Genomic DNA, 20,003 nt, shown 5'->3' on the forward strand with positions numbered 1-20,003 from the left:
CCGCTCAGTCGTCCAGACCACGTTCGATGGCGTACCGGGTCAGCTCGACCCGGTTGTGCAGTTGCAGTTTGCCCAGGGTGTTCTGCACGTGGTTCTGTACCGTGCGGTGCGACAGGCCGAGCCGCTGGGCGATCTGCTTGTACGACATCCCCTTCGCCACCAGCCGCAGCACCTCCGTCTCCCGTTCGGTGAGCTGGGGCGTAACGGGTTCGGCAGCGCCGGCCGGGCCGGTCCCCCGCCCCGGTCCGGCGGCCAGCCGGCGGTACTCGCCGAGCACCAGCCCGGCCAGGCCGGGGGTGAAGACCGCGTCGCCGGCCGCGGTGCGGTGCACCGCCTCCAGGAACTCGGCGGGCGCTGTCGACTTCACCAGGTAACCGGTGGCCCCGGCCTTGACCGCGTCCAGCACGCTCTGCTGTTCGCCGCTGGCACTGAGCATCAGCACGCGTACGGCGGGCAGTGCCGCGCGCAACCCCAGGATCACCTCGACCCCGGAGATGTCGGGTAGTTGCAGGTCGAGAACGACGACGTCGGGCCGGGCGGCGGCGGCCACCCGGATGGCCTGTCGTCCCTCGCCACTGGTCGCCACCACCAGGAAACCGGCCTCGGTCAGGTCGCGGGCGACGCCCTCCCGCCACATCGGATGGTCGTCCACCACCATCACCCGGATCGGGTTCACCGCGTTGACCTCGGCACGCTCAGCTCGATCTCGGTGCCCGCCTCGGGGGCGGACACGATCCGAACCGTGCCGCCCACGTCGGCCACCCGGCCCCGGATCGACTGGGTCACGCCGAGCCGACCCTGGGCGGCCGCCTCGTCCAGCCGACCGTCCGGGATGCCCGGCCCCTCGTCACGGATCGACACGGTCACCGTCGCCCCCTCGTCCTCGATCAGCACCCAGGCCCGCCCACCGGCGTGCCGCCCCACGTTGTCCAGTGCCGCGCCGGTCGCGGCCGCCAACTCTCCGGCCACCCGTCGGGGCAGCGGCACCGGGGTGGCCGGGGCGGAGAGCGCCACAGCCGCGGAGGCGTACCGGCCGAGCAGGGTCCGCAGGTCCACCGCCTCGCCGCCGTCCGGGAGGCTCGCGGCCGGGCCGGCGCCGGCGATCAGCGCCCGCAGGGCAACCTCCTGCTCGCCGGCCAGCCGGGCCAGCTCGCCGGCCTCCCCGGGCAGGTCCGCGCCGCGCCGCTGCACCAGCGCCAGCACCTGGAGCACCGAGTCGTGGATGTCCCGGGCCAGCCGCTCCCGCTCCCGGGTGGCGGCCTCCAGCTCCACCGCGCGCTGCAACCGCTCCTCGGCGCTCACCGCGAGCCGGGCCACGTGCCCGACCACCACTCCGGCGAGCAGCATCAGGATCACCCCGGTGAACGAGGACTGGCCGATCCGCTCCCGGGTGGCCAGGTCCGCGCCGGCGACCAGCAGCGCGGCGACAGTGCCCCGTCGCCGGCCACCGGAGACGGCCCAGGCCAGCACCGGGCCGGCCATCCAGGCCACCCCCAGGGTGGGTACGCCGTGGGTGAGCGCCGTCCGGCCGACCACCCACGGGGTCGCCAGCACGATGGCCATGACCACCCCGAGGTCGGCCAGCAGCAGCGGCCAGCGCCGCCAGGCCGGTCGGGCGTACCCGATCGCGGTCGCGCCGGTCCAGGCGATCATCAGCAGGATCAGGGCGCCGACGGCGTACGGGTGGGCGTACCGGTCGGCGTCGCGCACCGCGAGCGCGCAGACGTACGCCAGGGAGGCCAGCCTGAACACGGTGAGCGCACGCCACAGCGGCACCTCGAACCCACCCGGCGGCGACGGCATGGCGGTCAGGATGCCACAACCGGGCCGGCGCACGGCGAGCAGCGAGTGCGGTTCGGGAAACCCTGACGTACGGTGGAAAAGCCGCGAAATACTCCGAGATGCGCCGCCGGGACGGGCCCATGACGAACGCAGACCCGCACGCACGGCGTACGGTTGTGCCCATCGAACCTGCCCTCCTGATCGCCGAAGCCTTTGACCAGGCCCAGGTGACCGAGATTCGACACTCGGTCACCTCCTGCGCGCATGCCTCGGGTCTGAGCGGCCAACGGCTGGACGACTTCGTGCTCGCGATCAACGAATTGATCACCAACGCGGTGCGACACGGTGGCGGGCGCGGCTGGCTGCGGCTCTGGCACGAGTCGGGTGTGCTGGTCTGCGAGGTCGCCGACCACGGGCACGGGATCAGCCCGCAACGGCTGGGCGACCGCAGTCGGCCCGCCCCGGACACCGCCGGCGGCTGGGGCCTCTGGCTGGCCCGCGAGCTGACCGACGCGATGGAGGTCGTCACCGGCACCGCCGGCACCACCGTCCGCATCACCACGGGTCTCACCAACCACAATCACACCCCGCGCTGACCCCCACGCGCCCCCTCTGCGCGATCTTGCACTTACTGTCCCGACGACCGTCTAAAACCGCTCATTCTGACGCAGAAACTGCAAGATCGCGGGGGCAAGGAGCGGGGCGGTTCAGGCGAAGAGGGCGGAGACGGACTCTCCGTTGTGGATCCGGCGCGTCGCCTCGGCAAGGGCGGGGGCCACCGACAGGACCTGCAACTTGGGGACCCGCTTGGCGGCCGGGATGGGCACCGTGTTGGTGCAGACGATCTCCAGGACGCCGTCCTGGTCGCTGAGCCGCTGCAACGCGTCGCCGGAGAAGAGGCCGTGCGTGCAGGCGAGCCGGATCGACCGGACCCTCAGGCCGCGCAGGTGCTCCATCAGCTCGACCACCGTGCTGCCCTTGGCGATCTCGTCGTCCAGCACTATGACATCCCGGTCGGTCACGTCGCCGATCACCGCGCTGATCTTGACCAGGTCGTCGCTGAACCGCTGTTTCGCCCCGGCCGCGACCGGCGTGCCGAGCAGCCGGGCGAACGCCGCTGCCTCCTTGGCGTTGCCCAGGTCGGGCGAGACCACAACGGTGTTGCTGAGGTCGTAGCGCCGGAAGTGGGTGGCCAGCTCCCGCAGCGCGTGCAGGTGATCCACCGGGACGCTGAAGAAGCCGTGCACCTGCGGCGAGTGCAGGGTCATCGCGAGCACCCGGTCCGCCCCGGCCGAGGTGAGCAGGTCAGCGACGAGCCGCGCGCCGATCGAGATCCGTGGCGCGTCCTTCTTGTCCGACCGGGCGTACGCGTAGTGCGGCAGCACCACAGTGATCCGACCGGCGGAGGCGCCCCGGGCGGCGTCGATCATCAGCAGCAGCTCGACCAGGTGCTCCTGCACCGGCGGGACCAACGGCTGGATCAGGAAGACGTCCCGCTCCCGGCAGTTGGCCTGCAACTGGACTTCCAGACAATCGTTCGCGAACCGGGAGACCCGCACCGGGTGCAGCGGCACCCCCAGGTGGGCGCAGATCTCGGCAGCCAGGTCGGGATGGGCGGTTCCACTGAAAACTGCGATGTCGCGCACGTTCGCACATCGTAGGGGAAGCGGACGGCCGCCGACGGCGGCGGGCCGGAACCCGCCGTGACGCCTGTCGCGCCGCGCCGCCGTCCGGGTACGGTGCTGCGGTGACCCCCCAGTACGTCGCCGCCATCGACCAGGGCACCACCTCCTCGCGGTGCATCGTCTTCGACCGGGCCGGGGACATCGTCGCCGTGGCCCAGCGCGAGCACCGGCAGATCTTCCCCCGACCGGGGTGGGTGGAGCACGACGCCGAGGAGATCTGGGACAACGTCGAGCAGGTGGTCGCCGAGGCGCTGCGGGCCGCCGGCACCGACGCGTCCGGGCTGGCCGCCGTCGGCATCACCAACCAGCGGGAGACCACAGTCGTCTGGGACCGGGCCACCGGCCGCCCGGTGGCCAACGCCATCGTCTGGCAGGACACCCGGACCGGGCCGCTGCTGCGCGAGCTCGCCTCGGCGTACGGCGAGGAGCGGTTCCGGGCCCGCACGGGCCTGCCGCTGGCCACCTATTTCGCCGGGCCGAAGCTGCGCTGGCTGCTCGACGAGGTCGACGGCCTGCGCGAGCGCGCCGAGCGCGGCGAGGTGCTCTTCGGCACCATGGACAGCTGGTTGATCTGGAAGCTGACCGGCGAGCACGTCACCGACGTGACAAACGCCAGCCGGACCATGCTGATGGACCTCACGACCCTGGACTGGGCCCCGGAGCTGCTGGGCGCGATGGGTGTTCCGGCGGCGATGCTGCCGGAGATCCGCTGCTCCGCCGAGGTGTACGGCACAGCCGACGGGGTGCTCGCCGGGGTGCCGGTGGCGAGTGCGCTCGGCGACCAGCAGGCCGCCCTGTTCGGGCAGACCTGCTTCCAGCCGGGTGAGGCGAAATGCACCTACGGCACCGGCAGCTTTCTGCTGCTCAACACCGGCGCCAGCCCGGTCCCGTCGACGCACGGCCTGCTCACCACTGTCGCCTACCGGATCAAGGACCAACCACCGGCGTACGCCCTCGAAGGCGCCATCGCGGTCACCGGCTCGCTGGTGCAGTGGCTGCGGGACAACCTCGGGCTGATCTCCACGGCCGCCGAGGTGGAGGAGTTGGCCCGCACCGTGGACGACAACGGCGGCTGCTACGTGGTGCCGGCGTTCTCGGGACTGTTCGCCCCGCACTGGCGCAGCGACGCCCGCGGGGTGATCGCCGGCCTGACCGGTTACATCACCAAGGGGCACCTGGCGCGTGCGGTGCTGGAGGCGTCGGCGTGGCAGACCCGCGAGGTGGTCGACGCGATGAACGCCGACTCGGATGTGGCGCTGCGCCGTCTCCGGGTGGATGGCGGGATGACCGCGAACGGCCTGCTCATGCAGTTCCTCGCCGATGTGCTCGACGTGCCGGTGGTCCGTTCCCGGATCACCGAGACCACCTGCCTGGGTGCCGCGTACGCGGCCGGTCTGGCGGTCGGCTTCTGGCCGGACCTGGCCACCCTGCGGGCGCAGTGGCGCTCCGACGCGCAGTGGGAGCCGGCCATGGCCCCGGAGCTGCGCGAGAAGGAGCTGCGCCAGTGGCGCAAGGCCGTGCAGCGCACCCTCGACTGGGTGGAGTGACCGCCGCTGCGGCGGTCACTCCCAGCGGTTGCCGGTGAGCTTCTCGTAGACGTCGATGTAGCGAGCCCGGGTCGCCTCGACCACCTCGGCCGGCATGTCCGGGGCGGGGGCCTGCTTGTTCCAGCCGCTGCCGGTGGCCCAGTCCCGCACGTACTGCTTGTCGTAGGAGAACTGCACCCGGCCCGGCTGGTACGACTCGGCGGGCCAGAACCGCGACGAGTCGGAGGTGAGCAGTTCGTCGGCGAGGACCAGCGTGCCGTCCGGTGCCCAACCCAGCTCGAGCTTGGTGTCGGCGATCAGGATGCCCCGGTCGGCGGCCAGCTCGGCGCCGCGCCGGTAGATGTCGAGGGTGATCTGCCGCAGCCGCTCGGCGGTGGCCTGACCCACCTTGTCCACCACGTCGTCGTACGTGATCGGCTCGTCGTGCTCTCCCATCGGCGCCTTGCTCGACGGTGTGAAGATCGGCTCGGGCAGGATCGACGCCTCGCCCAGCCCTCGCGGCAGTGGGACGCCGGAGACCGCGCCGGTCTGCTCGTACTCCCGCAGGCCGCCGCCGGTCAGGTAACCGCGAGCGACGCACTCGACCGGAACCATGTCCAGCCGCTGGCAGCGGATGGCCCGCCCGGCGAACTCGGCGGGCACGTCGGTGGCCGAGATGACGTGGTTCGGCACGAGGTCGGCGAGCTGCTCGAACCACCAGAGCGAGAGCGCGGTGAGCAGGCGACCCTTGTCCGGGATCGGCGTCGGCAGCGCCACGTCGTAGATCGAGATGCGATCCGAGGCCACCAGGATCAGGTCGTCGCCGTCGGCGTAGACGTCCCGGACCTTGCCCGAGTGCAGAAGTTCCACGCGCCCTAGTACACCACGCGACAGTGGAACGGCCTGATTCGACCACCCAGCCGAGGGTGACCGGACGGACGTTGACACCTTCGTGCGCTGCCTGCGTGAATGGTCCGACCGCCACCCCCGTAGGTCCAGGAGAGCCCCGTGCCCGTTGTTCGACCCCCGCTCGACCGCCTCGGTGCCGACCCGGGCCGGCGCCGACTGCTCGGCGCGCTGCTCGGCGCACCTCTGCTCGCGTCCGGCGGGCTGGCGGGGTGCACCGACGGCGCCGCCACCTCGACCCAGGACGGGCCCGTCGAGCTGTCGGTCTTCTGGTGGGGTGGCACCAAGCGGGCCGAGCTCACCGAGAAGGCGCTGCGGCTCTACTCGGATCGCAACCCCCGGGTCACCTTCCGGGTCACCTGGCAGGGTGCCGACGGCTACTACGACCGACTGGCCACCCAGGCGGGCGGCGGCAACGTACCGGATCTGATCCAGATCGACGACGCCATGTTGACCGAGTACACCCAACGTCAGGTCATCCTCGACCTCACCGACCACCACCTGGATCTTCGGGGCCTGCCGGAGGGTCTGATCCGCTACGGCACGGTGGAGGGGCGGACGATGGCGGTGGCCGCCGGGCAGACCCACGCCGTGGTGGTGTTCAACCGGGACCTGCTGCGGGAGCTGGAGATGCCGGAGCCCCGCGCAGGGATGACCTGGGCCGACTACATCTCCTGGGCCACGCAGGTCACCGAGGCCAGCGACCGCCGGGTGGCCGGCACCATGGACGGGTCGGGCGACTACCGGGCGCTCTGGCTCTGGCTGCGGTCGCAGGGCGGCGAGTTCTACCGGGGCAACCAGCTCGGCTTCGGCGCGGACGAGCTGATCGCGTGGTTCGAGTTGTGGCAGCGGGCCCGCCGGGGCCGAGCCACGCCGAGCGCGGCCCTGGTCGAGCAGGCCGACAGCGGCGAGCCGGCCCGGCAACTCGTGGTGAACGGGGTGACGGCGGCGTCCTTCGCCTGGTCGCACCAGCTACCGGAGCTGCAACGACTCACCGAGTCCGAGTTGGGCATCGTCGGCATTCCCGGCCCGCCGGGGGCTCAGTGGGCGCGAGCGTCGATGTACTGGGCGGCGTTTCGGGGCACCCGCCACCCGGACACGGTCGCCGACGTGATCAACTTTCTGACCACCAATGGTGAGGTTGGCGCCGTTCTCGGCCACGAGCGGGGGCTGAACGCCAGTGCCCAGGTCCGCCGCTACGTTGAGGGCAGCATCACCGACCCGGCGCAGCGACGTGCCGCCGAGTTCGGCGCCAGCATCGCCGACCTGCTCGGGCCTGCACCGGCGCCGCCGCCCAAGGGGCACGCCAAGGTGCGCACCCTGCTGGTCACCGCCGCGGAGCGCATCCGCGTCAAGCGCGACGGCACCCGCGAGGCCACCGCGCGCTTCCTGTCCCAGGCCATCGCGGCCCTGGCGGTGTGAGCACCGGCGGCCGGCACGGAGCCGGCCGCTGGTGACCCGTCGACGCCTCGGGCCCGGTCAGCGCGGCGGGCCACCCCGGCGGTTGCGCATCAGACGCAACACCAGGAACACGACGATCGCGACCACCACCAGGCAGCAGAGCAGCGGGAGCACCCCGAAGCCACTGCGGCCCCGCCGCCGGGCGGCCTCCACCACGAGTTCGCCGGTGCCCGTGGACGCCCAGGCCGCGACGGGCACGAACACCGCCAGTACGACCGCACCGAAGACCGCGCTCAGGCGGCCCCACCACTTACCGAATGAAGACATGTGCCCATCCTCGCCGAAGGGCGCAACCTCGGCACGTCGGTCCACGCCGAATCACGGGACCGGATCGTCCGGAAGCTCTCCGGCCGGGGCGCAACGCGCTCGCAACGTCCCGGCAAAGATGATGATCTTTACATGAATCTCTCGAGGTGATCGGATTCGCCTCATGCTCAACTCTGTAGACAGTGCGCGGATCTCTCGCACCCGAAGATCTGCGGCGGCAGCGGTCGGCGTCACCCTCGTCGCCGCTCTCCTCACCCCCACCGCGGCGCACGGCGCCCCACCGCCCCCACCGCCGCCGACGAGACCCGCTCCGAGCGGCGACGCGGACCGCACACCCGTCACGGTCACGCTGATCACCGGCGACCGGGTGACGGTGACCCCGGGCGTCCACGGCGCAACCGGATCGGTGGATGTCAAGCGCGCCCCGGGCGCCACCGGCTCCGTACGCGTCTCCACCGAGGGCCGGGACACCTACGTGTACCCGGACGAGGCGTTGCCGTACCTCGCCACCGGTCGACTCGACAAGCAACTGTTCGACGTCACCCAGCTCATCGCCCAGGGCTACGACGACGCTCGGACCGCTGAACTCCCCCTGATCGTCACCCGCACGACGGGTGCGGCGAAGCTCAGGGCCGGCACCACGCTGCCGGGCGCGCGGACCACGCTGGAGCTTCCCTCCGTCAGTGGTGAGGCGATCCGCACCCGCCGATCGCAGGCAGCGGACTTCTGGTCGGCCCTCACCGATGGACAGTCGCCGACCGGCCGCAGCGCCGCCACCCCGGCACCCTCCTTCGCGGCCGGCGTCGACAAGGTGTGGCTCGACGGCAAGGCGAAGGCCACCCTGGCCGACACCACCGCCCAGATCGGCGCGCCTGCGGCGTGGGCCGCGGGTGGCACCGGCAGCGGTGTCCGGGTCGCCGTCCTGGACAGCGGAGTGGACAGCACCCACCCGGATCTCGCCGACCAGGTGGCGGCCTCCCGGAGCTTCATCCCCGGCCAGGACGTGATCGACCGGAACGGGCACGGCACCCACACCGCCTCCACCGTCGGCGGGACGGGCGCCGCCTCCGGCGGCAGGGAACGGGGCGTGGCCCCCGACGCCGACCTGGTGATCGGCAAGGTCCTCGACGAGTACGGCAGCGGGTCCATCTCCGGGATCATCGCGGGCATGGAGTGGGCGGCGCGGGCCGAGCACGCCAAAGTGATCAACATGAGCCTCGGCGTGAGCGCCTGGCACACCCAGGACGACCCGTTGAGCCAGGCCGTCAACCAGCTGACCGCCGAGACGGGCGCGCTCTTCGTCGTGGCCGCCGGGAACAGCGGACCAGACCCGTACACCCTCGGTGCGCCGGGCACCGCGGACGCCGCGCTGACCATCGGCGCGGTGGACACCTCCGACCACCTGGCGAGCTTCTCCAGCGTCGGACCCCGAATGAACGACGAGGCCCTCAAGCCAGACATGACCGCTCCCGGGGTGGATGTGCTGGCGGCACGCTCGCAGCACATCTCCTGGGGTGAGGGCTACTACTACGCCGACAGTGGCACCTCGATGGCAGCGCCGCACGTCGCCGGGGCGGCCGCCCTGCTGGTGCAGAAGCACCCGACGTGGAGCGCGCGGCAGATCAAGGACGCGCTGATGAGCACCAGCGTCCGCACGCCCGACTACGACGCCTACCAGGCCGGCAGCGGTCGGTTGAACGTCGCCGCCGCCTACCACCAGGACCAGGTCGTCGCATCCGGGTCGGTGGACGCCGGACTCGTCGGCTGGGGCAGCACACCACAGCCGATCAAGCGGACGATCACCTACACCAACACCACTGACAGCCCGATCGCGTTGGAGCTCTCCGTCGACCACGGCACCTCCCCCGCGCAGACGTTCACGGCAACCGCCGACCGCGTCACGGTGCCCGCCCGGGCCAGCGCGACCGTCGACGTCGTGGTGGCCCCGGCCGGCCTTCCCGCCGGCAGGTACTCCGCCCAGGTCACGGCCCGCTTCGCCGCCGGCGAGGTGCACACCGCAGTCGGGGTCGCCGTCGAGTCCAGGAAGTACGACCTCACCATCCACCTGAAGGACCGCGCCGGCCGGCCCATGAGCGGCGAGGTCGAGGTCGTCAACGCCGAGACCGGCTCCGCCTTCATGTGGGTGCCGGACGGAAAGCTCACCGCCCGCCTGGCGCCCGGCTCCTACACCGTCGTCACGGCGGCGGACGTGGAGGGTCTGCACGGGCCCCGCTCCCTCGGGCTCGCGATGCTGACCGCTCCCGAGGTCGACCTGACCACCAACCGGGTCGTGGAACTCGACGCCGCGCGAGCCCGCCAGGTGAAGGTGGCGACACCCCAGCCGACCGCCGTCGTCAACAGCAGAATCGACGTCTACCGCTCCTTCACCTCGAGCGAACCGACACCCGCCGACTGGAGCGCCCTCCGCGAGACGTTCTGGCCGGGCGCCGCCTACGACAGCCTGTGGGCCCTGCCGACCACTGACAAGGTGCGCAAGGGCAGCTTCGTCTTCACCACCCGGATCCGCGCCGAGCAGACGCCGCTGGCGATCAGCTATCACGGCCGGCACCTCAGCGACCCGCTCGCGCAGCCCGGTTCCCCGCCGCTGCCCGACGGCACCTCGCGTCTGGACACCGTCTTCGCGGGCGTCGGCGGCGCCGCCGACTACGCCGGCGTCTCCGCCCGCGGCAGGGCCGTGGTCGTCCGCGCCAACGACTCGGTGACCCCCACGGACCAGGCAGCGGCGGCGCACACCGCCGGTGCGGCGATGCTCGTCGTGGTCAACGACCGGGCGGGCCGCAGGAGCGACTGGTACGGCAACCCCGACGCCGTGACGACCGGACCGATCCCGGTGGCCTCGGTGACCATGGACGAGGGCGAGGCGTTGATCCAGAAGATCGCCGCCCCAGGCCGCAACCCGGTACGACTGGTAGTGGTCGCCCACCCCAGGGCGAAGTACCTGTACGACCTGGTGGATTACCACAGTGGCGGGGTGCCGAAGGACCCGTCCGCCAAGACCGACCCGCGCAACCTCGCCCGGATCGATCTCACCTTCTCCCCGCCCCCGGGGAAGCAGTCCAGCGAGACCCGAATGGACTTCCCGCCGTACGAGTACGCGGCGGCACGGCCGTTCCCGTTCGAGCCGGTCGAGCCGGGGCCGCGTACCGACTGGGTCTCCGCGGGTGGCGGCATCAAGTGGATGCAGTACGCCGACGTCGCCGACTGGGCGCGGTCCAACACGGAGGCCATCGCGTACCGGCCGGGCAGCGTGCAGAAGGACCGCTGGTTCGGGCCCATCACCCGGCCACGGCTGCTCAGCACCGAGATCCCGTTCCGTGGTGAGACCGCCATGAGCGCCTACATCCAGGGGTTCGGCGACGCGGGCGCCGCCCACAGCGGCGGGGCCAGCATGTCGCAGATCGCCACGTTCTATCAGGGCGACAAGCAGCTGACCCAGTTCGACGGCTGGCCGGAGGTCGGCGCGGGTGACCTGTCACCGGAGAAGCTGCCGTACCGACTGGTCGTCGAGACCACTGGCAAGCCCGAGTTCAGCCCGTACTCGACCGCCACGCACACCGAGTGGAGCTTCGTCTCCGGCGGCAGCACCGAGGTGCAGGCCATCCCGCTGGTCCAACTGGACTACGGAACGGACGTGGACTTCGCGGGTCGGACGAAGCGCCGAACCGACTTCTCGATCACGCCAGTGGTGGTGGGCAGCACCGCGGCTCGGGACGCCGTGTCGTCACTCCAATTGGAGATCTCCTACGACGACGGGGTGAGCTGGCAGCGGCAGGACCTGCGGGAGAAGAAGGGCACCTGGCAGGCGTCGCTGAACGCGCCGCACCTTGCCGACTTCGTGTCGATCCGGGTCACCGCCAAGCAGCGCAACGGTGGCGGTGTCACCCAGACCGTCACCCGGGCCTTCGGCCTGCGGTAGACCCCCCGGGGCCGGTGCCGACGAGGTGCCGGCCCTCCGGGGCCCATCATTGCGACAGCGGCGCCAAAACAAGTCCGGCCCCCACAGTGTGGGGGCCGGACTCATATCACTTTCAGTGGTAGCGGGGACAGGATTTGAACCTGCGACCTCTGGGTTATGAGCCCAGCGAGCTACCGAGCTGCTCCACCCCGCGTCGACTGGTTAAGACTAACTCACCCGTTCTGGACGATGATCAGTGGGGTCTCCATCCCCTGTGGCCGGCACCCCGGAATGCCGAAAGCCCGCCTCCGGCAAACCGGAGACGGGCTTTGAACTGGTGTTTCTCTCGTAGCGGGGACAGGATTTGAACCTGCGACCTCTGGGTTATGAGCCCAGCGAGCTACCGAGCTGCTCCACCCCGCGTCGGCTCGATAACCGTAGCGCACCGACCCGGGACACCGCAAAGCGACTGCGATACCGCCGACACGGACAGCTCTGACCTGGGCATTGTCAGTCGAGCCAGTTCTCGATCGCCGCGACCGCCCGTCGACTGTCAGCGTCGACCTGGGACCGAACGACCGCCGTGTGCTCCCAACCCTGCTCCCAGAGCACTGTCACCACGTCACCGACCCGGACCACCCGGACCAACCGAACCTCCTCCGTACCCGGTTCGCCCATCCCGTCCGGCATCGGGGCTCGCATCTCGAACAGCACCGACTCGTCCCCGTACACCCCCGAGGCCAGCAGCCGCTGTCGCCACGTCCTGCTGTCGTCGGGCAGCTTCTGGTCGGGGCAGCCGCGCACGGCCTGCCGCAGCTCCCGCAACGCGTCGTCGGCGCGGCCTGGCCGGTAGATCGTGATGGTGTGCCGGTAGCTGCCGTCCGGCACGTGCCCCGTCGGCGTTTCCGACAACTTGTAGGCCAGGTAGCGGCCACGGCGTTGGACCATGGCCGAGTCGCTGGACAGGCGCGTCCCGCACAGCGTCGGCAGTGCCGGACCGTCCCCCGAAGATTCCAGCCCGGTCCGGTTAGGGGCCGCCAGCACGAAGAAGGCACGGTCCGGGATCGATGTGGGCGGCCGAGGTGCCCCCGGTCCGGTGGCCGGCTGCGACGGCGTACCGCTCGTGGTGGTCCGCGACGGCGGCGGGGACGAGAGTGTCGACGCCGGGGTCCGCGTGGGTGACGGCCCGGACGTCGCGGGCGCCCCGGTCGGCACCGGGCCAGGGGTGTCGGCGGGCGGCGGCAGCGGCGCGGAGCCGTCCGCCGGGTACGCCAGTCGGCCACCGACGGCCACCCCGCCCACGAGCAGCGCCACCGCGAGCGTCGAGCCGGCTATCCGGGCTCGGGCCCGCCGGTCGGCGAGCCGCCGAAGCGACTCGGGACGGGTCAGCTCCTGCCCGTCCGCGACGGTGCTGAGCGACCGGTACAGGTCAGAGAGTTCAACTGACATCGTTCGCCTCCAACTCCACGGCGCAGAGGTCGGGCAGCAGCGCGGCCAGCCGGGACCGGCCTCGGGACAGCCAGGACTTCACTGTGCCGACCGGGACGTCGGTCTCCCGGGCGATCTCCTCGACGGACATGTCGAAGAGGTAGTGCAGGGCCAGCGCCTGCCGGTGCGTGGCGGGCAACTGCCGGAGCGCCCCGACCAGGAGCACCCCGTCCTCACTGGGCGGGGGTGCGACCGCTGGTGGTCCGGTACGGCTCAGCACCACCCGCCAACGGTGCAGACGCCGCCAGCGGTCCGTCGCCAGCCGGGCCACCACGAGCCGTAGCCACGCCTCCGGCGCCGGATGCGACGACAGTCGCCCCCACTGCCGCCAGGCCCGGGTGTACGCCTCCTGCACCAGGTCCTGCGCCTCGCTGTGGTCGCCGGCGACCGCATAGCCGTACCGCAGCGTCCGCCGGGCGGTGCTGCGGTAGAAGTCATCGAAGCTCTGCGCGTCCCGCACGGCCGACCCCCCTCGTTCCCACCCCGTCGCAAGGAGGACGGCGGACCGGCGTCGCAGGTTGCGGTGGTGGAGGGTGCTGTCGGCGACGTGACAGATGCGCACAGATCAGGACATGGCCGAGCCCCCGCCGTTCGGACCTGATGCGGTCCGAGCGACGGGGGCTCGGGGAGGAACTGCGCGCGGTGGCGGGTCAGCCGCCGGCACTCGGGCTGGCACCCGGCGCACCAGCGGCCTGCTGCGCCTGCTGGAACGCGGTGAGCGCCTCGTCGAGGGCCTTCAGCGCCCGCCCGTACCGCTCGAAGTCGCCGGACGTCTGCGCGGCCCGGACCTCGGTGATCGCGGTCTGCACCCGGTCCGCGGCGGCGGCCAGGTCACCGGTCGGCGGCGGTGGGGTGCCGGGGCTCGGGGTCGCCGTCGGTGCTGGCGTCGCCGTGCCCGAAGGCGTCGGCGTGGGCGTCGTCGGGTTACCCCCGGTCGTCGGCGGCGGCGACGTGCCCTGCCCGGCCTTCTTACCCTGCTCGACCAACTGCTTGATGCCGTCGTTGATGTTGTCGGCGAGCGCCACGAAGGAGCCGCCGTCACCGTACGAGAGCAGCACCTTCTGCAACAGCGGGTACGCGTCCTGCTGGTTGCTCTTCACGTAGACCGGCTCGACGTAGAGCATGCCGTCGGCGAAGGGCAACGAGAGCAGGTTGCCGTACTGCACCTGCGCCTGGTTGCTGGAGAGCAGGTTGAGCTGCTGACGGATGTTCGCGTTGTTCGTCATCTGCTGGTGCACCTGCACCGGGCCGGAGATCCGGGTCTGGTCCGGCAACTCCAGCACCTCCAGCCGGGGCTTCCCCTCGACGTACGACCCGGAGATCAGCGCGGCGAGGTTCTGCCGGCCGTTCGGGGTGACCGCCGAGGTGAGCTGGAACCGAGGGCTCTCCTGCCCGGGGAACTGGGTGAACAGGTAGTACGGAGGCTGCTTCTGGCCGCTGTCCGGGGCGTCCGGCACGTTGGGCACCTGCCAGAAGTCCTGCGCGGAGTAGAAGTCACCCGGGTTGGTCACGTGGAACTTGGTGAGCAGGTTGCGCTGCACCTTGAACATGTCCGCCGGGTAGCGCAGGTGCTCGGTCAGCTCGACCGGGATCTCCGCCTTCGGCAGCACCAGGTCACCGCCGAACGCCTTGTTCCATGCCTTGAGCACCGGGTCGGTGTCGTCGTACTCGTAGAGCTTCACAGTGCCGTCGTACGCGTCGACGGTGGCCTTCACCGAGTTACGCATGTAGTTGACGTCCTCCCGGGCCAGCTGGAAGGTGCCCCGGTTGGTCAACTCGTCGGTGGTCTCGGTCTGCAGGTTGACCTTCTCCGCGTACGGGTAGGAGGCCGCCGTGGTGTAGCCGTCCACGATCCACTGCACCCGACCGTCGACCACCGCCGGGTACGGGTCGCCGTCCAGGGTGAGGAACGGCGCGACCTTCTCCACCCGGTCGCGCGGGTTGCGCACGTAGAGCAGCTTGGAGTCCTTGTTGACCGCCTCGGAGAGCAGGAAGTTCGACTCCTGCTCCTTGATGGCGTACAGCAGTCGCCGGGTGAAGGAGCCGATCTCCACACCGCCCTCACCGGTGTAGGTGTAGGACTCGCCGCCGCCCTCACCGACCGGCCTGTCGAACTCGGCCTTCTTGTTCGGGTCGGACTGCCCGACGATGGCGTAGTCGTCGGCCGCCATCCGCTCGCCGTAGTAGATGCGCGGCTGCTTGGCCGGGATCTGCTCGGTCTGCGAGGAGCACGCCTCCTGGGTCTTCTCGCCGAGGAAGCCGGAGACGAAGAACGGCTGCCCGCCGCAGACCACCTGGTTGGCCGGGGCGGCCACCAGCCCGTACCCGTGGGTGTAGACGGTGTGCCGGTTGATCCAGGTGTTCTGCTGGTCGGTCAGCTCGCCGTAGTTGATCTCCCGGACGCCGACCACGTAGTCGGAGACCTTGCCGTTCACCCCGTACCTGTCGATGTCCAGCTTCGGGCCGAAGTCGTAGAAGCCACGCACCTGCTGGAGCTGGGTGTACGTCTCGCTGACCAGCTGCGGGTCGAGCAGTCGCACGTTCGACACCACCGAGGTGTCGGTGGCCAGGTTCGCTGGTGGGGTGAGGTTGTTCGCCGCGTACGGTGTCGTCTCGGTGGCCCCCAACCCGAACGCCGCCCGCGTCGCGTCGATGCTGCGCTGGATGTACGGCGCTTCCTTGTCCTTGGCGCTCGGCTTGACCTCGAAGGTCTGCACCGCCCAGGGGTAGATGCCGCCGATGGCCACCGCGGACACGCCGAGCAGCGCCAGCGAGATCCCCGGCCAGACCAGGTTCCGCATCCAGGCGTTGGAGAACACGAGGATCGCGATCGCCACCACGATCGAGATGTAGGCGAGGATCTCCTTCGCCGGCAGCAACGCGTTGACGTCGGCGTAGCCGGCGCCGTACAACTTGGCACCCTCGTTGTACTCCAGCAGCATGGCCCGCCGGTCCAACACGTACGCGATCGCCTTCAACAGCACGAAGACCGCGACCAGGGTGCTCAGGTGGGCGCGGGCCGCGTTGCTCATCCGGTCGCCGACGCCCTGCAGGCGGACCCCGCCGAAGAGGTAGTGCACCGCCAGCGCGCCGATCACAGCCAGCACCACAGCGGTGAAGGCGACCCCGAGCAGGTAACGCCAGAACGGCAGTTGGAAGACGTAGAAGCCGATGTCGACCCCGAACTCCGGGTCCTTGATGCCGAAGTCACCGCCGTTGCGGAAGAGCAGCCACTGGTTCCACCGGTTCTGCGCGGAGAGACCGGCGAAGAGCCCGACCACCGCGGCGGTCAGCGAGATCCAGGTGCCGAGACGCGGGCTGAGCACCATCCGGTAGCGCTCCAGGGTCGCCTGCTCCACCGAGTGCGGACGCAGTCGCGGGCGCAACCGGTAGGCCAGCCACAGGTTGCCACCGACGATCAGCGCCATGCCGAGGCCGATGGCGAGGAAGAGCACCAGCCGGGTGAGCAGGACGCCGGTGAAGACCTCGGTGTAGCGGACCTCGTCGAACCAGAGCCAGTCGGTCCACGCCTGGACACCCCAGCCAAGCAGGGTGAAGAGCACGAACACCCCGACCAGGACCGCGATGGTGACGCGCCCGCGCCGGCTCATCCTCGGGAGGGGGCTGCTGCTTCGCATGACCACTGTTGGCTCCGCACGCTCGATATGATCGGCTCCGACCAGGCACCCAGAGTACGGGGTGTTCCTGAGCGTGTCGGGGCACGGTCACACCGGTCAGCAACGCGTCGGCTGACCACCCGCGCGCAACGTCTCCAGGGCGGTCATCGCCTCGTCCAACGAGCCCACCCGCAACAGCGGCAGATCGGGCTGCGGATTGCGGACCGCCTCGGCGCAGTTGTCCGCCGGCACCAGGAAGACCTTCGCCCCGGCGCGCTTGGCGCCGACCAGCTTCTGGGCGATCCCGCCGATCGGGCCGACGGCGCCCTCGTCGTCGATGGTGCCGGTGCCGGCGATGATCTGGCCGCCGGTGAGGTCGGCCGGGGTCAACTTGTCCACGATCCCCAGGGCGAACATCAGACCGGCGCTCGGCCCGCCGATGTCCCCCAGGTCGATGCCGAGCGTGAACGGGTGCGGCTGCTGCTGATCGATCTCGACACCGATCCGCGGTCGGCCGTCCTGCTCCTGACTGGTCACGGTCGCGGTGGCCGGCACGCCGTCACGGCTGTAGCCGATGGTCAACGCCGTGCCCGCCGGCTTGGCCCGGACCAGCTCGGTGACCTTCGCGGCCACCGGCACCGGCTGGCCGTCCACCGAGGTGATCACATCGCCGGCCTTCAGCGCCCCGGCCGCCGGGCCGTCCCCGGCCACCGTCTTGATCACCACCTGCACCGGAAAGCCCAGCTCCCGCAGCGCGGCGGTCTCCGCGCTGGTCTGCGACGCCTTGAAGTCCTCGGCGTTGCGCTGCTCGACCTGCTCCGTCGACTCCCCCGGCGGGTAGACCAGCTCACGCGGCACCACCGCCTCGTCGTCAGAGAACCAGCCAGCGATCGCCCCCCGCAACCGCACCGTGGGCTGCACCCCCACCGTGGTCAGCCGCAACTGGCCGGCCGAGGTCGAGGTCTCCCGACCGGAGACCTGGATGACCTCCTTACCGTCGGTCGTACCGAGGGTGTTGACCGTCGGCCCCGGGCCCAGCACCACGTACGGAATCGGCACCCGGAGCACCCCGATGCTCAGCAGGGCGGTGAACAGGGCACCGAGCAGGACCGTCAGGCCACGACGTCTCATGCCGCAGAGCGTACCGACCGGCTGCGGGTCACCCGCCGGATGCGCCGCGCGACTTCGCCCTCAGCGCAACGCCAGCGGCGGCTACCTGGGGCGCGGTCCGCGTACCGTAGATGTCGTGCCTGATATTCCGTTCGGTTTCGCGCTCCCGGGTGGGCAACCACCAGACCCCAACGATCCCGCGCAGATGCAGCAGTTCATGTCGCAGTTGCAGCACCTGCTCTCCGCGCCGGGCAGCGGGCCGGTCAACTGGGACCTGGCCCGGCAGGTAGCAGCCAGCCAGCTCGCGGCCGCCGGTGACCCGGCGGTGTCGATGTACGAGCGCAACGCGGTCGAGGAGGCGCTGCGCCTCGCCGACCTGTGGTTGGAGCCCGCCTCGGCGTGGCCCTCCGGCATCCAGAACCCCGTTGCGTGGAACCGCAACGAGTGGATCTTCAAGACGCTGGACGTGTGGCGCAAGCTGTGCGACCCCGTCGCCAGCCGGATGGTCGGTGCGATGGGCGACCTGGTGCCACCGGAGGCGCGCGCCCAGCTCGGCCCGATGCAGTCGATGGTGGCCTCCCTCGGCGGCGCGCTCTTCGGTGGCCAGCTGGGCCAGGCCCTCGGTTCGCTCGCCGCGGAGGTGCTCTCCGCCGGCGACATCGGGCTGCCGCTCGGCCCGGCCGGCACGGCCGCGCTGATCCCCGCCAACATCCGGGCGTACGGCGAGGGCCTGGAACTGCCCGAGGACGAGGTCCGCCTCTACGTGGCGCTGCGCGAGGCCGCCCACCAGCGGCTGTTCCAGCACGTCCCGTGGCTGCGTGGGCATGTGCTCAGCGCGGTCGAGATGTACGCCTCGGGCATCCGGGTCAACCGGGAGGCGATCGAGGAGGCGATGGGTCGGGTCGACCCGACCGACCCCGAGTCGATGCAGGCGATCGCCCTGGAGGGCATCTTCACCCCGGAGGACACCCCGGCGCAGAAGGCCTCACTGGCGCGCCTGGAGACCGCACTCGCCCTGGTCGAGGGCTGGGTGTGCCACGTCGTCGACAGCGCCGCCAGCGACCGGCTGCCCAACGTCGTCCGGCTGGGCGAGGCGTTCCGCCGTCGCCGGGCCGCCGGCGGTCCCGCCGAGCAGACCTTCGCCGCGCTGGTCGGTCTGGAACTGCGCCCCCGCCGACTTCGCGAGGCCGCGGCGCTCTGGGCCGCGCTCACCCAGCACCGTGGCATCGAGGGCCGCGACGCCGTCTGGGGCCACCCGGACCTGCTCCCGTCGGACGACGACTTCGCCGACCCGGTCGCCTTCGCGATGAACGACATGGACCTCAGCGAGCTGGACAGCTTTGACTTCACCGCCCCCGGCGGGGTGGAGGAGAAGGCCCCCGGCCAGTTGGATCAGCCCGGTCCGTCGGGTCAGTCGGGGCAGCCCGGTCCGTCCGACGAGACCGACGGCGAGGGCGACACCAAGTCCTGACGCCCGCACATCGACGGCCTGCGCCGCGGGTGCCCGCAGATCGGCAGCGGGCACCCGCGGCGCGTTCGGCGGTGCCGACGGTTCAGATGGGTCGGCCCGACCCGGAGAGCAGGGCGCGCGTCGCTTCCCAGCCCTCGAAGGCCGGGTCCAGCGTGGCCAGGTCAGCCGGACCGCGCAGTCGTCGCCAACCCGTGGTGACCGCCACGTCACCCGGGCGCGGGGCGTTGGCACGCGCCTCAGCCGGCGTCGCCGTGTCCAGCTCCAGCGTCGGCAGCCAGTCCGGCGCGGGCAGTCGTACCGCGACCCCGAGCAGACCCGGGCCGCCGCCCTCGACCGGGGCCACCGCGACCGGCCGGCTGGTGAGTGGGCGGAGCAGCTTGCCGACGGTCAGGGCGGGCAGGTCAGGCACGTCACTGACCAGCACGGCCGCCTGGTCGTACCCCTCCAGCGCGGCGAACACGGCGTTCGGCGTCGGCTCGGCCACCTCGTACACCGCCGTACCGGGCCACACCAGCGCATCGGCCAGGGCCCGGTCGGCCGGGGTCACCGCGACCGCGACCTCCACCTCGTTGAGCGTGGCGAACAGGTCGATGACGTCTTCCGCGAGCGCCGCTCGCCACTGCGCCAGGTCGACGCCGGGCGGCGACCAGTGCACCGGCCCGAGCAACGCCACCACCACCCGTCGCGCCATCCCCCGACCCTAGCGCCCCACCCCACACAGCCACCCCACCCGGCCCGCCCCCGGAGCGCCCTGGCGCGGCTCGACGGCATGAT

General features: G+C 71.3%; 15 protein-coding genes and 2 tRNA genes. 5 read left to right on the forward strand and 12 right to left on the reverse strand.

What is annotated here, in order from left to right:
* Window positions 1-4: 4 nt before the first annotated feature.
* Both MED15_RS30665 and macS read right to left on the reverse strand, forming a co-directional pair.
* Window positions 5-658 (reverse strand): response regulator, encoded by a 654-nt coding sequence (locus MED15_RS30665; RefSeq protein ID WP_112583792.1) that lies wholly within the window; start codon window positions 656-658, stop codon window positions 5-7.
* Window positions 659-672: 14 nt separating this feature from the next.
* Window positions 673-1,803, reverse strand: coding sequence for a MacS family sensor histidine kinase (macS, locus tag MED15_RS30670; protein WP_112583683.1), 1,131 nt, complete (start codon window positions 1,801-1,803; stop codon window positions 673-675).
* A gap of 119 nt (window positions 1,804-1,922) precedes the next feature.
* Here macS and MED15_RS30675 point away from each other — a divergent pair, with 119 nt between their 5' ends.
* Window positions 1,923-2,378, forward strand: coding sequence for an ATP-binding protein (locus MED15_RS30675; RefSeq protein ID WP_112600981.1), 456 nt, complete (start codon window positions 1,923-1,925; stop codon window positions 2,376-2,378).
* Between the two features lie 111 nt (window positions 2,379-2,489).
* On the opposite strand, the gene MED15_RS30680 is transcribed toward MED15_RS30675, so the two are convergent.
* Window positions 2,490-3,428 (reverse strand): ribose-phosphate diphosphokinase, encoded by a 939-nt coding sequence (locus MED15_RS30680; protein ID WP_112600958.1) that lies wholly within the window; start codon window positions 3,426-3,428, stop codon window positions 2,490-2,492.
* A gap of 101 nt (window positions 3,429-3,529) precedes the next feature.
* On the opposite strand from MED15_RS30680, the gene glpK reads away from it, so the two are divergent.
* Complete coding sequence (glpK, locus tag MED15_RS30685) at window positions 3,530-5,014, forward strand: glycerol kinase GlpK (protein WP_112731137.1); 1,485 nt, start codon at window positions 3,530-3,532, stop codon at window positions 5,012-5,014.
* A gap of 15 nt (window positions 5,015-5,029) precedes the next feature.
* On the opposite strand, the gene MED15_RS30690 is transcribed toward glpK, so the two are convergent.
* Window positions 5,030-5,863, reverse strand: a complete 834-nt coding sequence (locus MED15_RS30690) for a phosphoribosylaminoimidazolesuccinocarboxamide synthase (protein WP_112600957.1) — start codon at window positions 5,861-5,863, stop codon at window positions 5,030-5,032.
* 138 nt (window positions 5,864-6,001) lie between these two features.
* Between MED15_RS30690 and MED15_RS30695 the strand changes: the two genes are divergently transcribed.
* A complete protein-coding gene (locus tag MED15_RS30695) occupies window positions 6,002-7,321 on the forward strand; it encodes an ABC transporter substrate-binding protein (RefSeq protein WP_112583686.1) in 1,320 nt (439 codons plus the stop codon).
* 57 nt (window positions 7,322-7,378) lie between these two features.
* Here the strand turns inward: MED15_RS30695 and MED15_RS30700 are convergent, their stop codons facing one another.
* Window positions 7,379-7,627 (reverse strand): hypothetical protein, encoded by a 249-nt coding sequence (locus MED15_RS30700; protein WP_030336617.1) that lies wholly within the window; start codon window positions 7,625-7,627, stop codon window positions 7,379-7,381.
* Window positions 7,628-7,790: 163 nt separating this feature from the next.
* Here MED15_RS30700 and MED15_RS30705 point away from each other — a divergent pair, with 163 nt between their 5' ends.
* Entirely contained in the window at window positions 7,791-11,564 is a 3,774-nt protein-coding gene (locus MED15_RS30705; RefSeq protein WP_112737593.1) for a S8 family serine peptidase, read from the forward strand.
* A gap of 116 nt (window positions 11,565-11,680) precedes the next feature.
* Here the strand turns inward: MED15_RS30705 and MED15_RS30710 are convergent.
* The 6 genes from MED15_RS30710 to MED15_RS30735 form a co-directional block, all read right to left on the reverse strand.
* Window positions 11,681-11,757: transfer RNA gene (locus tag MED15_RS30710), tRNA-Met, on the reverse strand.
* Between the two features lie 135 nt (window positions 11,758-11,892).
* Window positions 11,893-11,966: transfer RNA gene (locus MED15_RS30715), tRNA-Met, on the reverse strand.
* A gap of 87 nt (window positions 11,967-12,053) precedes the next feature.
* Window positions 12,054-12,992, reverse strand: a complete 939-nt coding sequence (locus tag MED15_RS30720) for a hypothetical protein (RefSeq protein WP_112737595.1) — start codon at window positions 12,990-12,992, stop codon at window positions 12,054-12,056.
* Entirely contained in the window at window positions 12,982-13,491 is a 510-nt protein-coding gene (locus MED15_RS30725; protein WP_112583689.1) for a SigE family RNA polymerase sigma factor, read from the reverse strand. The genes MED15_RS30720 and MED15_RS30725 overlap by 11 nt, the downstream gene beginning before the upstream one ends.
* Before the next feature lie 190 nt (window positions 13,492-13,681).
* Window positions 13,682-16,669 carry a UPF0182 family membrane protein gene (locus tag MED15_RS30730; RefSeq protein WP_112600954.1) on the reverse strand — a complete coding sequence of 996 codons (2,988 nt, stop codon included), beginning with the start codon at window positions 16,667-16,669 and terminating at the stop codon, window positions 13,682-13,684.
* 96 nt (window positions 16,670-16,765) lie between these two features.
* The gene (locus tag MED15_RS30735; protein ID WP_181562510.1) at window positions 16,766-17,779 is read right to left on the reverse strand and encodes a YlbL family protein; all 1,014 of its coding nucleotides are present in this window, start codon (window positions 17,777-17,779) and stop codon (window positions 16,766-16,768) included.
* 115 nt (window positions 17,780-17,894) lie between these two features.
* On the opposite strand from MED15_RS30735, the gene MED15_RS30740 reads away from it, so the two are divergent.
* Window positions 17,895-19,229: a zinc-dependent metalloprotease gene (locus MED15_RS30740; protein WP_225855440.1), complete on the forward strand. Its 1,335-nt coding sequence runs from the start codon at window positions 17,895-17,897 to the stop codon at window positions 19,227-19,229.
* A gap of 82 nt (window positions 19,230-19,311) precedes the next feature.
* Here MED15_RS30740 and MED15_RS30745 read toward each other — a convergent pair whose 3' ends face one another.
* Window positions 19,312-19,920, reverse strand: coding sequence for a hypothetical protein (locus MED15_RS30745; protein ID WP_112583691.1), 609 nt, complete (start codon window positions 19,918-19,920; stop codon window positions 19,312-19,314).
* Window positions 19,921-20,003: the final 83 nt, after the last annotated feature.

Source organism: Micromonospora noduli, assembly GCF_003264475.1.
GTDB lineage: Bacteria > Actinomycetota > Actinomycetes > Mycobacteriales > Micromonosporaceae > Micromonospora > Micromonospora noduli.